Origin of the sequence: Immundisolibacter cernigliae, from assembly GCF_001697225.1 — a bacterium.
GTDB lineage: Bacteria > Pseudomonadota > Gammaproteobacteria > Immundisolibacterales > Immundisolibacteraceae > Immundisolibacter > Immundisolibacter cernigliae.
In genome coordinates this window covers 1,946,629-1,961,064 of record NZ_CP014671.1, presented here as the reverse complement: position 1 = coordinate 1,961,064, position 14,436 = coordinate 1,946,629, and the positions used below count along the sequence as shown (strand labels likewise).

Genomic DNA, 14,436 nt, shown 5'->3' with positions numbered 1-14,436 from the left:
CCGCACTGCGGAATTGAAAAAGGGAGAACTTCGGTGGCCAAGCGCAAGCGTTTTGGGCGAGTGATGGCGCCGGCACTATTGTTGCCGCTCGGGCTTGCGCCGCTGGGCGCGCAGGCGCTCGGGCTCGGCGCTCTGCGCGTGGATTCGGCGCTCGGGCAGCCGCTTGATGCGCGCATCGAGCTGGTTGGTGCCACCCCGGCGGAGGCGGAGTTGGCGACCATCAGCCTGGCACCGGCCGAGGTGCATCAGCGCCTGGGCATCGACAGCGCCCTGGGCGGTGTGATGCTGCGGTTTGCCGTGAAGGTTGGCAGCAATGGCCGGTCCTATGTTGCGGTGAGCTCGCACGAGCCGGTGCGCGAACCCTACATCGATTTCGTGATCCAGGCCGTCAGCCCGACCGGCCAGGTGGCGCGCCATTACACCGTCCTGCTCGATCCGGTCGGTACGACTGTCGCGCCCACACCGGCTTCATCCAGCGCCTGGTCGCCACTGGTCACGCCCATTCCGGAGCGGGTTGCGCCCCGACCGCGGCCGAATCCGTTCGCCAACGTCGGCCTGCCCAAGGCCGGCGCCGCCTACGGCCCGGTGCCACCGGGCGCGACGCTGTGGGCCATTGCCCGCCGCGTGCGTCCCGGCGATACGGATCTCGACGCGGTGATGTCGAGCATCGTGCGCGCCAACCCGCAGGCCTTCATCGACGGCGACCCGGCGCGGCTGAAGGCCGGCAGCCGCCTGAGCATCCCGGATGCCCAGGCATTGCGCGGAGCACCGGTAGCCGATGCCGAGCCGCAGACGCCACCGGTCGCCGCGGCGCCGGCGCCCCAGGCGCCGGTCGAGCAGCCGGCGCCGTCGTCGGCGCTGCCGACACCGAGTGAGGTCGCGCCGACGCCTGATGCCGAGGTGCGTGTATTGCGCAGCGAGGACGCCAAATCGGCCGCCGCGGTGACGACGTCAGACGCCGAGGCGCCCGGCAATCGTGTGCAGTTGCTGGAAGAAGCGCTGGACGCGGCGCAGCAGCAGAATGAATCCCTGCAACAACGCATGAGCGCCATGGAGGCGCAGATCCGGACCCTGACCGAGCTGGTGAAAGCGGAACCGAATGCGGAACCGGCAGATCGGCCGGTCGAACAGGCGGCTGCCGGCGGAGCGGCAGACTCCGCAACGCCGGCTTCACCCGCTTCGCCCGCGGTCCCAGCATCGGTTGCACCCGCTGAGGCTGCGGCCGAAGCCGATGGCGGCTCCAGCGCTTATCTGGCGGCGGCCGTCGCAGCATTGGGAGTGGGTGGTCTGCTGCTTTGGATGCGGCGGCGCAAGGCCGCGGCGATCCGGCCCAGGCCGTTGTTCGACGACGACGTGACCAGCCCCAGCGGGGCGGCGGTGCCAACGGCGGGCTCAGCCGGGATCGCCGCAGCGCCGGCGACCCGGGTTGAGTGGGTCGAGCCGGTAGTGGCGCAACCGGTACCGGTCGAAACCTCGTCGTCCGTCGTCGAGCCGACGGAAGGCGGCTTCGGTGATCCGGTCGACACCCAGATCGACCTGCTGACGGCCTATGTCGGCATGGCGGACGGCCCGTCGGCGCGGCAGATTCACGACGAAATCCAGCGCACGGGCACGCCGGCTCAGAAGGCGCAGGCTGCCGCTCTGCTGGCCCGCCTGGACGCCTGAGGGCAGGCCGCCAGCCACCGTTTTGCGGATCGCCCTCAGCGTCGAATACGACGGCAGCGCCTATTGCGGCTGGCAGGTCCAGTTGCACAGCCCGTCGGTGCAGGCGGTGCTCGAAAAGGCCCTGTCCAGCGTTGCCGACGAGCCGATCCGGGTGGTCGCCGCCGGGCGCACCGACACCGGCGTGCACGCGCTCGGGCAGGTGGTGCATTTTGATACCCGCAGCGATCGCCCGCAGCGGGCCTGGCTGCGCGGCGTCAACACCCGCCTGCCGGGCGATGTGCGCATCCTGGGCGGGCATCCGGTGCCGGATGAGTTTCACGCTCGCTTCAGCGCCATCGCGCGCCACTACCGTTACCTGATCCTGAACCGCCCGCAGGCGCCGGCGGTCGGCCATGAGCGCGTTGCCTGGGAACCGCGGCCGCTGGATGTGCCGGCCATGCAGGTCGCCGCCGGGCAGCTGCTGGGCGAGCACGATTTCAGCGCCTTTCGGGCCGCCACCTGCCAGTCGCGCTCGCCCTGGCGCACGATCACGCGCCTCGATGTGACCCGCCACGGCCCGTGGCTGGTGATCGACGTGGTTGCCAACGCCTTCCTGCACCACATGGTGCGCAACCTGGTCGGCACGCTGCTGGACATCGGCACCGGCAAACGACCGCCGGCCTGGGCCGGGGAACTGCTGGCGACCCGCGATCGCACGCTGGCCGGGCGCACGGCGCCGCCGGCCGGCCTGTACCTGGCGGCGGTACATTACCCGCCCCACTTCGGCCTAGAACCGCCGCAGCCGCTGCTTCCGGTCTGATCCATGCCCACGCGCGTTAAAATCTGCGGCATCACCCGCCCGCAGGATGGCCTGGCTGCCGCTGCCGCCGGGGCGCACGCCATCGGTCTTGTGTTTCACCCTGCCAGTCCGCGCTACGTGACGGCCTCCCAGGCGCGCGACATCGTCGCCGCGCTGCCGCCGCTGGTGAGCGTGGTCGGGCTGTTCGTGGACGCGGCCGAGGGCGAGATTCGCGACCTGCTGGCGCAGGTGCCGCTGGACCTGATCCAGTTTCACGGCGCCGAGCCGGCGCCGGACTGCCGCCGTTTCGGCCGGCGTTACCTGAAGGCGCTGCACGCCAGGCCGGGTGCCGATCTGGCCGCCGCCGCGGCGCCCTACGACGACGCGGCCGGCCTGCTGCTGGACGCCTTCGTGTCCGGCGTGCCGGGGGGCAGTGGGCAGACCTTCGACTGGGCGGCGGTGCCGGCCGGTCTGCCGCGGCCGCTGCTGCTGGCCGGCGGCCTGGATGCCGGCAATGTGGCGATGGCGATCCGCCGCCTGCGACCGTGGGCAGTGGATGTCAGCAGTGGCGTCGAGAGCGCGCCCGGCGTCAAGGACGCGCAAAAGATGGGAATGTTCATGCAAGCGGTTCGAGAAGGAGACAGCCCGCATGGCTGAGGAAATGCGCCACGCCATGCTGCCGGACGCGCACGGCTACTTCGGCCGCTACGGCGGACGCTTCGTGGCGGAAACGCTGATGCGGCCGCTGCAGGAACTCGAAGACGCCTACCGTACGGCGCAGGCCGATCCGGCGTTTCGGGCCGAACTGGAACAGGATCTGCGCGACTACGTCGGCCGGCCGTCGGCGCTGTACCTGGCGCAGCGCTGGACGCGCGAGGTCGGCGGCGCGCGGATTTACCTCAAGCGCGAGGACCTGAACCACACCGGCGCGCACAAGATCAACAACACGGTCGGCCAGATCCTGCTGGCCCGGCGCATGGGCAAGACGCGGGTGATCGCCGAGACCGGCGCCGGCCAGCACGGCGTGGCCACCGCCACCGTGGCGGCGCGCCTGGGCGTCGAGTGCGTGGTCTACATGGGCGCGGAGGACATCCGCCGCCAGAGCGCCAACGTGTATCGCATGCGCCTGCTGGGCGCGCAGGTGCGGGCAGTCGAAAGCGGCTCGCGCACCTTGAAGGACGCGCTCAACGAGGCGCTTCGCGACTGGGTGGCCAACGTCGAGAACACCTTCTACATCATCGGCACCGTGGCCGGGCCGCACCCCTACCCGCAGATGGTGCGCGATTTTCAGGCCATCATCGGCCGCGAGACGCGCACGCAGATGCTCGAGCGCGAGGGCCGGCTGCCGGACGCGGTGGTGGCCTGCGTGGGCGGCGGCTCGAATGCCATCGGCATCTTTCATCCCTTCATCGACGACCCCGACGTCGCCCTGTACGGCGTCGAGGCGGCCGGCTATGGCCTGGCCAGCGGCCACCATGCGGCATCGATCAGCGCCGGCAGCCCCGGCGTGCTGCACGGCAACCGAACCTACCTGATCCAGGACGAGGACGGCCAGATCGGCAGCACGCATTCGATCTCGGCCGGCCTGGACTACCCCGGCGTCGGCCCCGAGCACGCCTGGCTGCATGACTGCGGTCGGGCGCGCTACGTGACGGTTGGCGACGACGAGGCGCTGGCGGCCTTCCACCACCTGACGCGCACCGAAGGCATCATTCCCGCGCTGGAGTCCTCGCACGCGCTGGCCTATGCCGGCAAGCTGGCGGCTGGCATGCGTGCGGACCAGAGCATCGTGGTGAATCTTTCAGGCCGCGGCGACAAGGACATCCACACCGTGGCGACGATCGAGGGCATTCAGGTATGAGCCGCCTGGCCGAGCGTTTTGCCGCCCTGCGCCAGGCGCAGCGGGCCGGGCTGGTGATCTTCGTCACCGCCGGCGATCCGCATCCCGATCTGACGGTCGACCTGCTGCACGCCCTGGTGGCGGCCGGCGCCGACGTGCTGGAACTGGGCGTGCCGTTCTCGGACCCGATGGCCGACGGGCCGGTGATCCAGCGCGCTTCGGAGCGGGCGCTGGCCCACGGCATGGACCTGCGCCGGGTGCTGGACATGGTGCAGACCTTCCGGCAGACCGATCGCACCACGCCGCTGGTGCTGATGGGCTACCTGAACCCGATCGAGCAGATGGGCGTGGCGCGCTTTGCCGCCGCCGCGGCCACGGCCGGCGTGGATGGCGTGCTGACCGTGGACCTGCCGTTCGATGAGGAACCCGAACACGCGGCGGCGCTCAAGGCGGCGGGCCTGGACAGCATCTTCCTGCTGGCGCCGACCAGCGGGCCCGAGCGGGCGCAGGCCGTGGCGGCGCAGGCGAGCGGCTTTTTGTACTACGTGTCGGTGCGCGGCGTGACCGGCGCCGGGCAGGTGGACCTGGCCGATGTGCAGGCACATGTCGAGGCGCTCAAGGCGCACACCACGCTGCCGATCGGCGTCGGCTTTGGCGTGCGCACGCCGCAGGCCGCGGCGCGGATCGCCGGCTTTGCCGATGCGGTGGTGGTCGGCAGCGCCGTGATCGAACAACTCGAAGCCGCCGCTGCCGCCGGCATCACCGGACCCGCTGCGCTCAGCGGCGCCGTGGAGCAGGTGCGTGCGCTGCGCGCCGGCATCGATGCCGCAGGAGGAACCCGATGAACTGGCTGACCCGACTGGTCCCTGCCCGCATCCGCACCAGCGGTGCGTCCAAGAAGGTGCCCGAAGGCCTGTGGGCCAAGTGTCCGGAGTGCAAGGCGGTGCTGTACCGCACCGAGCTCGAACACAACCTCGAAGTCTGCCCGCGCTGCAATCACCACCTGCGCATCGGCGCCCGGCAACGACTGAACGCCTTCCTGGACGCCGAGCCGCGCACCGAGATCGGCGCCGAGCTGGAAGCGGTCGACGTCCACAAGTTCAAGGACACCAAGCGCTACCGCGACCGCCTGCTGGCCACGCAGAAGGAAACCGCCGAGCGCGACGCGCTGGTGGTCATGCAGGGCGCCCTGCTGGGCCGGCCGCTGGTGGCGGCGGCCTTCGAGTTCCGCTTCATGGGCGGCTCCATGGGCTCGGTGGTCGGCGAGCGCTTCACGCGCGGCGCCCAGGCCTGCCTGGATCAGGGCCTGCCGCTGGTGTGCTTTTCCTCCTCCGGCGGCGCGCGCATGCAGGAAGGCCTGTTTTCCCTGCTGCAGATGGCCAAGACCTCGGCCATGCTGGCCTGCATGGGCGAGGCCGGCCTGCCGTACATCTCGGTGCTGACCGATCCGACCACCGGCGGCGTGTCGGCCAGTCTGGCCATGCTGGGGGACGTCATCATCGCCGAGCCCAATGCCCTGATCGGCTTTGCCGGCCCGCGGGTGATCGAGCAGACCGTGCGCGAGGTGCTGCCGCCGGGCTTCCAGCGCAGCGAGTTCCTGCTCAGCCACGGCGCGGTCGACCAGATCATTGACCGTCGGCAATTGCGCGAGCACATCGCGCGCCTGCTCGGGATGCTGTGCGGGCAAGCCGCCGCCGCGTGAGCGCGCGCTTCAGTCGTCTCGACGACTGGCTGGCCTGGCAGGAAACGGCGCACCCGAAAAAGATCGATCTGAGCCTGGATCGCGTGCGCGAGGTCTTGCAGCGCCTCGCGCCGCTGCTGGCCGGCGTACCGGTCATCACCGTTGCCGGCACCAACGGCAAGGGCTCGACGGTGGCCTTCATCGAGGCCATTTATCGCGCCGCCGGCTACCGCACCGGCGCCTACACCTCGCCGCATTTGCTGCGCTATCACGAGCGCATCCGCATCGCCGGGCAGCTGCCGGACGATGCCGCCATCTGCGCGGCCTTCGAGCGCATCGACGCCGCCCGCGGGGCGGTGTCGCTGACCTACTTCGAGTGGGGCACGCTGGCGGCGCTGGACCTGTTCGCCGCCGCCGGCTGCCAAGTGCTGATCCTGGAAGTGGGCCTCGGCGGGCGGCTGGATGCCGTCAACGCGGTCGATGCGGACGTGGCGATCATCAGCTCGGTCGATCTGGATCACCAGCAGTTCCTGGGCGACACGCGCGAGGCCATCGGTGCCGAGAAAGCCGCCATCGCCCGGCCCGGTCGGCCGCTGATCGTGGCCGATCCGGACCCGCCGGCGAGCGTGCCGGCGTATGCCGCTGCCGTGGGCGCGACCGTGATGCGTTACGGCACGGACTACGCGGCAACGCATGTCGACGAGCGGGATTGGCACTGGCAGGCCGGCGGCGCCGCGTCCATTTTTCCCATGCCGGCGCTGGCCGGCGCCGTGCAGCTGCGCAACGCCGCCAGCGCCGTGTTGGCCGTGCGGTGCCTGCAGACCCGCCTGTCGGTGAACGACGCAGCCGTCGCGCAGGGCGTGCGGACCGCTCAGGTTGCCGGGCGCTTCGAGCGCCGTGGCCACGCGCCCGAGTGGGTGCTCGATGTCGCCCACAACCCGGAAGCGGCCCGCAATCTGGCCGCCAACCTGCGCGCGTATCCGGTTGCAGGCCGCACGCTGGCGGTGCTGGCCATGTTGGGGGACAAGGACGCCGCGGGAGTGGTGGCGCCGCTTGCGGACTCGATCGACGGCTGGCATCTGGCCGGCTTGGCTGGGCCGCGCGGCAGCACCGCCGAGCAACTCGCCGCGCGGCTGCGTGCCGCCGGCGTGTCGCAAGCGATTGCCTGCCATGCCGATGTCGCGGCCGCCTGCCGGGCGGCGCAAGGCGCGGCAGTAGCCGGCGGCATTGGCCGCGTGCTGGTGTTCGGCTCCTTCGTCACTGTCGAGCAGGCGCTGCGCAGCGGGCTGCTGCCGGCGGCCGTTGACGGCGCGGCGCTATAATTCGCGGCTGCTGCCGACTATCCCGGAGTGTCGATGGATCAGGCCAGGCTCAAGTACCGGATCGTGGGCGGCATCGTGCTGGTGGCCTTGGCGGCCATCCTGGTGCCGGTGCTGAGCGACATGCGTCAGCCGCTGCCGCAGGGACCGCAGGCAATCGATATCCCGGCCGAACCAACCGATGGCCTGGCCAGCCGGCTGCCGGTCGACGCCTCGCCCCTGGAGGGCAGTCTGCCGGAACAGCAAGACATTCCCCCGCCGGCACCGCCGCCGCCCCTGAGCGAAGATTCCGACGTTTTGCCGCCGAGTGAGGGCGCCGACCTTGCGCCCCCCGCCCCGCCGGTGCAGGCCAGGCCGCCCGTTCCGGTAGCGCGTCCGGCACCTGCCAGCCCGCCGCGTGCGCCCGCGCCAGCAGTCAAGCCGGCACCTGAACCGGTCATTGCCAGCAAACCGCCGGTGGCCAAGCCGGCACCGCCGCCGGCCCCCAAACCTGCGGTGGTCGCCAAGGCGGCGCCCGCTTCGGCCCCGGCGCCGATCCCGGCGGCCAAGCCCGCTGCTCCGGCGCCGGTTGCCCCTGCGGCGTCACCCACCGTTCAGCAGGCCTGGGTGGTGCAGCTTGGCGTGTTCGGCAACCTCAAGACCGCCATCGACCTGCGTGAACAGTTGCGCAAGGCCGGTCACAGCGCATTTACGGAAGAAATCACGACGCCGCAGGGCAAGGCGCTGCGGGTGCGGGTCGGTCCGGAACTGGATCGCGCCAAGGCGCAGGCCGTGCGTGACCGCCTGGCCAGGGAAACCGGCCAGGACGGCATCGTCGTGGCCTATCCGTGATCGCCCCGACTGCCGCGCCGTGAACCTGGTCGACGTACTGTTCGTGCTGGTGCTGGTGCTGTCGCTGCTGGTGGGTATATGGCGCGGCCTGCTGCGGGAGCTGCTGTCGCTGGTGTCCTGGCTGGCGGCGGCCTGGATTGCATGGCGTTTCCACGGCCTGCTGATGGGGCCGCTGGAGGGCCTCATTGCCAGCGCCGGGGCGCGTCAGGCAGCGGCGCTGCTGCTCACCTTCATCGCCGCCGTGGTGGTGCTGGCGCTGCTGTCGCACCTGCTGGTCGGCCTGCTCAAGCGCAGTCCGCTGCGCGGCACCGACCGGGCGCTGGGCGCCGTGTTCGGGGTGCTGCGCGGGGTGGTGCTGGTGGCGGCCACGGTGCTGCTGGTGGAGGCCACGCCGCTGCAGAAATCGCTGTGGTGGCAGGAGTCGAGCCTGGCGCCGCAGGCACGTGCGTCGGCGCAGCGGCTGCGGACGACGGTTGAATGGGGTCTTGAGCAATTTCAGGCGCCCCGGGCCGGATAGCGAGGTAACGCGACATGTGCGGAATCATCGGCATCGTTGCCCAGACGGCGGTCAACCAGGCCATCTACGACGGCCTGACGGTGCTGCAGCACCGTGGTCAGGACGCCACCGGCATGGTCACCGCCGACAACGGGCGCCTGTACATGCGCAAGGAAAACGGCATGGTGCGCGACGTGTTTGCCCAGCAGCACATGGAGCGCCTGCGCGGCAACATGGGCATCGGTCACGTGCGCTACCCGACCGCCGGCAGCTCGGCCGCGGCCGAGGCGCAGCCGTTCTACGTCAATTCCCCGTACGGCATCACCCTGGCCCACAACGGCAACCTGACCAACGCCGACCTGCTGCGCCAGGCGCTGACCGAGGACGAGCTGCGGCACCTGAATACCGACTCGGACTCCGAGGTGCTGCTGAACGTGTTTGCCGGCGAGCTGCAGCGCATCGGCCGCGTGCGCGCCGCGAACGAGGACGTGTTCGCCGCCGTGCGCGCGGTGCATCGGCGCTGCCGGGGCGCCTACGCGGTGGTGGCCATGGTTACCGACTTTGGCGTGGTCGGTTTTCGCGATCCCTACGGCATTCGCCCGCTGATCATCGGCGTGCGCGAGAGCCTGCTCGGCACCGAGTACGTGCTGGCCTCGGAAAGCGTGGCAGTGTCGAGCCTGGGTTTTCGCGTGCTGCGCGACGTGGCGCCCGGCGAGGCGGTGATCATCGACCGTGACGGCCGTTTGCATGCCCGCCAGTGCGCCGAGGCGCCGCAGCTGACGCCGTGCCTGTTCGAGCTGGTGTACTTCGCCCGGCCCGATTCGATCCTGGACGACATCTCGGTCCACAAGTGCCGCATGCGCATGGGCGAGAAACTGGCCCACAAGCTGCACCGGGTATGGCCCGACCACGACATCGATGTGGTGATCCCGATTCCGGACACCAGCCGCACTGCGGCCATGCAGATGGCAGCCGAGCTCGGTATCAAGTACCGCGAGGGCTTCATCAAGAACCGCTACATCGCGCGCACCTTCATCATGCCCGGCCAGGGTGAGCGCAAGCGTTCGGTGCGCCAGAAGCTGAACCCGATCGAGCTCGAATTCGACGGCAAGAACGTGCTGCTGGTGGACGACTCGATCGTGCGCGGCACCACCTCGCAGCAGATCGTGCAGCTGGCCCGCGATGCCGGCGCGCGCAAGGTCTACTTCGCCTCTGCCGCGCCGCCGGTGCGTTACCCCAACGTCTACGGCATCGACATCCCGAACCCGCAGGAGCTGATCGCCCACGGCCGCAGCGAGCAGGAGGTGTGCGAGCTGATCGGCGCCGACTGGCTGATCTACCAGGACCTGGACGACCTGAAGGACGCGGCCCGCGAGGGCAACCCCGGAATCACCGAATTCGATGCGTCCTGCTTCGATGGCCAGTACGTGACCGGCGACGTGGATCAGCCGTACCTGGACCACATTGGGCAGGCGCGCAGCGATGGCGCCAAGCAGCTGCGCGCCGTGGCGGCCCGCGATGAACTGCAGATCGTGGTCTAGATCGCTGCTTGGCGCCGCGCTGCTGCTGGCCGCGGCAGCGTCGGCGCAGGCGTTCGATCGTGCCGAACTCGATACCGCTGTCGCCGCGCGCATGGACGCCGCGGTCGCCGACCTGCAAGCCTGGGTGCGCATCCCCAGCATCACCGCCGCCGGCGACCCACACCGTGCGGACAAGACCGCGCTGCTGAACGCCGTGGTCGCCCGTGCGCAGGCCCTGGGTCTGGCGGCCCGGCTGTTACCCGGTCAGCAGGTGGCCGTGGTGGAGCTGGGTCAGGGTCCAAACGCGCTCGGCATCCTGGTGCATGCGGATGTGGTGCCGGCCGGCGACGCCGCGCGCTGGACGCACCCGCCGTTCGGCGGGGAACTGGTCGACGGCGCCGTATGGGGCCGTGGCAGCCTGGACGACAAGGGGCCGCTGGTGGCGAGTCTCTACGCCATGGCCGCGCTCAAGGATTCCGACTTGCCGCTCACGCGACCGGTGCGCCTGATCGTCGGCAGCAGCGAGGAGAACATGGACTGGCGCGATCTGGACGCCGTGCGCGCTGCCGGGCTGGTGCCGGCCGAGGGCTGGACCGCGGATGCCGGATTCCCGGTCATTTACGCCGAGAAGAGCTATCTGGATGTGGCTGTTCGGTTCGACGGTGCGGCCGACCCGGTGCTGCGGCAGTTCTCGGGCGGGACGGCGCCCAATGCGGTGCCGGAGGCGGCCACCGCGTCCCTTGCCGGCGAGCCGGCCAAACTCGCCGCCGCACTCAAGGCCGCCATCGGCGCCTACCAGGGCGGCGCCACGCCGGCCACCTTTGCGCTGCGCGAGACCGCCACGGGGGTCGAGATCACCGCTCGCGGCAAGGCGGCCCACGGCGCCAAGCCCGAAGCCGGCATCAATGCCATCACCCACCTTGCCCGTCTGCTGCATGGCGCGCGCCAGGCGCTGGGCATCGACACGGCATCGGCGCAGGGTCGGGCGGTTGCCTTCATTGCCGAGCACCTCGGTCTTGAAACCGATGGCGGTACGCTTGGCCTTCGCCACAGCGTGGCGAACCTTGGTGCCTCCACGGTCAATCTGGGCCTGCTGTCGGGCACCGACCAGGGTCTGCGCGCGCAGCTGAACATCCGCGTGCCAACGGGCCTCGATCTGGCCACCCAGCGCGCGCGCCTGACGCAAGCGCTCGCGCCCTACCAGGCCCGGCTTGAGGTGATCGAAGGCAAGGAGGCGCTGTGGGTCGATCCACAAACGCCGCTGGTGCTGGCCCTGCTTGGCATCTACCGGCAGTTCACCGGCGACCGGACGGCGCCGATGGCCATCGGTGGCACCACCTACGCCAAGGCGTTTCCCGGATTCGTGGCCTTCGGCATGGGCTTTCCTGGCGGGCCGATGCTGGCCCACGCCGAGAACGAACGACTTGAAGTGGACGACCTGCGCCGCGGCATGGCCATTTATCTGGCCGCCCTGGCGCAGCTCGCGGCGGGCGTGACCCTGGAGCCGCCGCCCTCACCCTGACGGAGACCGGCCATGAGCGAATCCCGAATGCTGCGCCTGGGCGCCTTCATGCGCCCGATCAGCATCCACACCGCCGCCTGGCGCTACCCGGGCGGCACACCGGATGCCAATTTCAACTGGCCGCTGATCAAGCGCCTCACGCAAAAGCTCGAACACGGCAAGTTCGACGCCTTCTTCATGGCCGACCACCTGGCCGTGCCCAACATGCCGACCGACGCCTTGAAGCGCAGCGCCACCGTGACCTCGTTCGCGCCGATGACGCTGCTGCCGGCGCTGGCCGCCGTGACCGAGCGCATCGGCCTGATCGCCACGATGTCCACCACCTACAACGCGCCGTATCACGTGGCGCGTTTGTTCGCCTCGCTGGATCACCTCAGCGGCGGGCGCGCAGCCTGGAACATCGTCACCTCCACCAACCCCTACGAGGCCCTCAACTTCGGCCTCAAGGAGCACCTCGAACACGACGAGCGCTACCGCCGGGCGCGCGAGTTCTACGACGTGGTCACCGGCCTGTGGGACAGCTGGGCCGACGACGCCTTCATTCGCGACGTCGACAGCGGCGTCTATTCCGACCCGGCCAAGCTGCATGTGCTCGACCACCAGGGCAAATACTTTTCCGCCCGCGGGCCGCTGAACGTCGCCCGGCCGGTGCAGGGCTGGCCGGTCATCGTGCAGGCCGGCCAGTCCGACGCCGGACGCCAACTGGCGGGCGAAACCGCCGAGATGGTGTTCTCCGGCGTGAGCGACATCGCCACCGCGCAGCGCGTGTACGCCGACATCAAGGCGCGCGCCCAGGCCGTGGGCCGCAACCCGGATCACATCGTCATCATGCCGGGCGCCTTCGTGGTGGTCGGTGACACGGCGGCCGAGGCGCGGGCCAAGAAAACCCGCCTCGACAGCCTGGTGCACCCGGACAGCGGCCTGGGCACGCTGTCGGTACAGCTGGGCGTCGATGCGTCGAAATTCGACCTCGACGGCCCGCTGCCGGATGACCTGCCGCCCACCAACGCCAGCCACACCTCGCGCCAGAAGCTGGTCGACATGGCGCGCAACGACAAGCTGACCGTGCGCCAGCTGGCCCAGTACGTGGGTGGCGCCTTCGGCACGCTGGAGATGATCGGCACGGCGGCCATGATCGCTGACCAGATGCAGGCGTGGCTCGAAAGCCGCGCCTGCGACGGCTTCAACGTGATGTTCCCGTACCTGCCCGGGGGGTTGGACGACTTCGTCGATCAGGTGGTGCCGGAGCTGCAGCGGCGCGGCCTGTTCCGGCGCGACTACGAAGGCACCACGCTGCGCGAGCACCTGGGCCTGCCGCGGCCGGCCAACCGCTTTTTCTGAGCCCATCCCCGGCACGCGCCTGCTGAAACCGGTCATGTCGTCGTGCGCACGATCTCCCACGGCGCAACGTCGCCCGGCACCACGGTGAACAGTGAGTGCGGTTGCGGATCGCGGCCGAGATGCGCAAGCCAATCCGGGGCGCGCAGCGTCAGTTTGGCGGTCAGGTGCTGCCACTCATAGTCGAGCTGGCCAACGCTGACCGTCAGCGTCGGCGCACCCGCCGGACCCCGTATCTTGCTGGCATCGAACCGGTAGCCGCGGCGGACAGCTTCGGCCTGCACCGGCCACAGGTACGCCGCGATGCTTTGGCACGGATCGGCGCACTCCTGGAAGCGCCGCAGCTGCGGATGATGGCGATAGCCGCGCGTTTCGCCGCGCAGCACGGCCTGCGCCAGCAGCGCCTCGCGCCACAGCGCCACCAGTCCGGTGGCGTCCAGGCAACGCGGATGCACCGACCACAGGCGCATGCTCAGTCGGCCTTCGCGGCGGGCCGGCCCTGCAGACGCTGCGCCAGCTGATCCAGATCGCTGAAGATGGCCACCCCGGCGGGTGGGCGCTTCAGGCGCGCGGCGGAGCGGCCGCCGCACCACAGTTCGATGTCCGGCGGCAGTCGCAGGCGCAGCTGCGACACGCCGCGGCGCACCGCGCCCGGGTCGACGTACTCCGAGAACGACAGCGCCACGACCTGCGCCCTGAAGGCGCTCGCGCCGGCCACGATCTGACTCTCCGGAGTCTGTGCGCCCAGCCAGATGCAGGCCGCCCCTTCCAGGCGCAGCAGCGCCAGCGTCAGCAACAGGCCGAGCGTGTGCGGCTCGCCCGGCAGCGTGGTCAGCAGCACGCGCGGGCCGCTGTTGGCTGCCGGCAGCTGCATCATGGCTTCGCGCAGAAGGGTGTCCAGTTGCGTCGAGAAGTGGTGCTCCTCGAACACCTCGACCTCGCCCCGTGCCCAGCCGTTGCCGACCGCGGCGAGCATGGCCGGCGCGGCGCGGGTGACGAACTGGCGCAGCCCGTCGCGCAGCAGGCGGGCGCGCAGTTCCTGCCGCAGGGCGTTGTCGTCGTGACGCTTCAGCAGCTCGATCACCGCCGGCTCCGGCTCGCCGGACGGCGGCTGCCGTTCGACCGCCCGCGCCAGATCCTCGGCGCTGAGCGTCAGCACCTGGCCGGGGCGCAGACCCTGATCGAGCAGGCGACGCACGTGCCGCAAGCGCACCACCTGCTGCGCCGGATACATGCGTTGTCCGCGCACATTGCGCACCGGCTGCGGGAAGCCATAGCGCCGCTCCCACACGCGCAGCGTGTCTTTGGCGATGCCCGTCTCCTGGGCGAGAGCGGCGATCGACAAGTGCGAATTTTCCATTTGTCCAAGTCAAACGGTTGACAAAGCAAGAATCGACCCCTACTTTTGACCAAAAAATGTATTTTGTCCATGACAAATCAAGAAAT

At 70.2% G+C, this 14,436-nt stretch carries 14 protein-coding genes; 12 read left to right on the top strand and 2 right to left on the bottom strand.

Translation table 11 applies throughout. From position 1 onward, the window contains the following. Nucleotides 1–33 precede the first annotated feature (33 nt). From PG2T_RS09280 to PG2T_RS09225, 12 genes are read left to right on the top strand one after another with little or no spacing between them, the layout of a single operon-like run. Entirely contained in the window at nt 34–1,665 is a 1,632-nt protein-coding gene (locus PG2T_RS09280; RefSeq protein WP_068804465.1) for a type IV pilus assembly protein FimV, read from the top strand. Between the two features lie 22 nt (nt 1,666–1,687). Continuing rightward, the gene (gene truA / locus PG2T_RS09275; RefSeq protein ID WP_068804463.1) at nt 1,688–2,464 is read left to right on the top strand and encodes a tRNA pseudouridine(38-40) synthase TruA; all 777 of its coding nucleotides are present in this window, start codon (nt 1,688–1,690) and stop codon (nt 2,462–2,464) included. A gap of 3 nt (nt 2,465–2,467) precedes the next feature. Further along, nucleotides 2,468–3,100 carry a phosphoribosylanthranilate isomerase gene (locus PG2T_RS09270; protein WP_068804461.1) on the top strand — a complete coding sequence of 211 codons (633 nt, stop codon included), beginning with the start codon at nt 2,468–2,470 and terminating at the stop codon, nt 3,098–3,100. Next, nucleotides 3,093–4,304, top strand: a complete 1,212-nt coding sequence (gene trpB / locus PG2T_RS09265) for a tryptophan synthase subunit beta (protein ID WP_068804459.1) — start codon at nt 3,093–3,095, stop codon at nt 4,302–4,304. The genes PG2T_RS09270 and trpB overlap by 8 nt, the downstream gene beginning before the upstream one ends. Beyond that, nucleotides 4,301–5,128, top strand: coding sequence for a tryptophan synthase subunit alpha (gene trpA, locus PG2T_RS09260; RefSeq protein WP_068804457.1), 828 nt, complete (start codon nt 4,301–4,303; stop codon nt 5,126–5,128). The genes trpB and trpA overlap by 4 nt, the downstream gene beginning before the upstream one ends. Continuing rightward, entirely contained in the window at nt 5,125–5,985 is an 861-nt protein-coding gene (gene accD, locus PG2T_RS09255; RefSeq protein ID WP_075968166.1) for an acetyl-CoA carboxylase, carboxyltransferase subunit beta, read from the top strand. The genes trpA and accD overlap by 4 nt, the downstream gene beginning before the upstream one ends. After that, nucleotides 5,982–7,286 (top strand): bifunctional tetrahydrofolate synthase/dihydrofolate synthase, encoded by a 1,305-nt coding sequence (folC, locus tag PG2T_RS09250; RefSeq protein ID WP_068808059.1) that lies wholly within the window; start codon nt 5,982–5,984, stop codon nt 7,284–7,286. The genes accD and folC overlap by 4 nt, the downstream gene beginning before the upstream one ends. 33 nt (nt 7,287–7,319) lie before the next feature. Then, nucleotides 7,320–8,114: an SPOR domain-containing protein gene (locus PG2T_RS09245; protein ID WP_068804455.1), complete on the top strand. Its 795-nt coding sequence runs from the start codon at nt 7,320–7,322 to the stop codon at nt 8,112–8,114. Nucleotides 8,115–8,133: 19 nt separating this feature from the next. After that, nucleotides 8,134–8,631: a CvpA family protein gene (locus PG2T_RS09240; protein ID WP_158513179.1), complete on the top strand. Its 498-nt coding sequence runs from the start codon at nt 8,134–8,136 to the stop codon at nt 8,629–8,631. Between the two features lie 14 nt (nt 8,632–8,645). Beyond that, nucleotides 8,646–10,151 (top strand): amidophosphoribosyltransferase, encoded by a 1,506-nt coding sequence (gene purF, locus PG2T_RS09235; RefSeq protein WP_068804453.1) that lies wholly within the window; start codon nt 8,646–8,648, stop codon nt 10,149–10,151. Continuing rightward, nucleotides 10,129–11,652 (top strand): Sapep family Mn(2+)-dependent dipeptidase, encoded by a 1,524-nt coding sequence (locus tag PG2T_RS09230; RefSeq protein ID WP_158513178.1) that lies wholly within the window; start codon nt 10,129–10,131, stop codon nt 11,650–11,652. The genes purF and PG2T_RS09230 overlap by 23 nt, the downstream gene beginning before the upstream one ends. 12 nt (nt 11,653–11,664) lie before the next feature. Beyond that, complete coding sequence (locus PG2T_RS09225; RefSeq protein WP_068804449.1) at nt 11,665–12,993, top strand: LLM class flavin-dependent oxidoreductase; 1,329 nt, start codon at nt 11,665–11,667, stop codon at nt 12,991–12,993. Between the two features lie 32 nt (nt 12,994–13,025). Here the strand turns inward: PG2T_RS09225 and PG2T_RS09220 are convergent, their stop codons facing one another. Both PG2T_RS09220 and PG2T_RS09215 read right to left on the bottom strand, forming a co-directional pair. Beyond that, nucleotides 13,026–13,460, bottom strand: coding sequence for a pyrimidine dimer DNA glycosylase/endonuclease V (locus PG2T_RS09220; RefSeq protein WP_068804447.1), 435 nt, complete (start codon nt 13,458–13,460; stop codon nt 13,026–13,028). Between the two features lie 2 nt (nt 13,461–13,462). Next, nucleotides 13,463–14,335: a MerR family transcriptional regulator gene (locus PG2T_RS09215; protein ID WP_236953234.1), complete on the bottom strand. Its 873-nt coding sequence runs from the start codon at nt 14,333–14,335 to the stop codon at nt 13,463–13,465. Between the last annotated feature and the right edge of the window lie 101 nt (nt 14,336–14,436).

Coding starts and splice junctions, on each gene's coding strand:
- trpA (WP_068804457.1), top strand. CDS start 4,301: ATGAGCCGCCTGGCCGAGCGTTTTGCCGCCCTGCGCCAGGCGCAGCGG.
- PG2T_RS09230 (WP_158513178.1), top strand. CDS start 10,129: ATGAACTGCAGATCGTGGTCTAGATCGCTGCTTGGCGCCGCGCTGCTG.
- purF (WP_068804453.1), top strand. CDS start 8,646: ATGTGCGGAATCATCGGCATCGTTGCCCAGACGGCGGTCAACCAGGCC.
- PG2T_RS09225 (WP_068804449.1), top strand. CDS start 11,665: ATGAGCGAATCCCGAATGCTGCGCCTGGGCGCCTTCATGCGCCCGATC.
- trpB (WP_068804459.1), top strand. CDS start 3,093: ATGGCTGAGGAAATGCGCCACGCCATGCTGCCGGACGCGCACGGCTAC.
- PG2T_RS09270 (WP_068804461.1), top strand. CDS start 2,468: ATGCCCACGCGCGTTAAAATCTGCGGCATCACCCGCCCGCAGGATGGC.
- PG2T_RS09245 (WP_068804455.1), top strand. CDS start 7,320: ATGGATCAGGCCAGGCTCAAGTACCGGATCGTGGGCGGCATCGTGCTG.
- accD (WP_075968166.1), top strand. CDS start 5,125: ATGAACTGGCTGACCCGACTGGTCCCTGCCCGCATCCGCACCAGCGGT.
- PG2T_RS09220 (WP_068804447.1), bottom strand. CDS start 13,460: ATGCGCCTGTGGTCGGTGCATCCGCGTTGCCTGGACGCCACCGGACTG.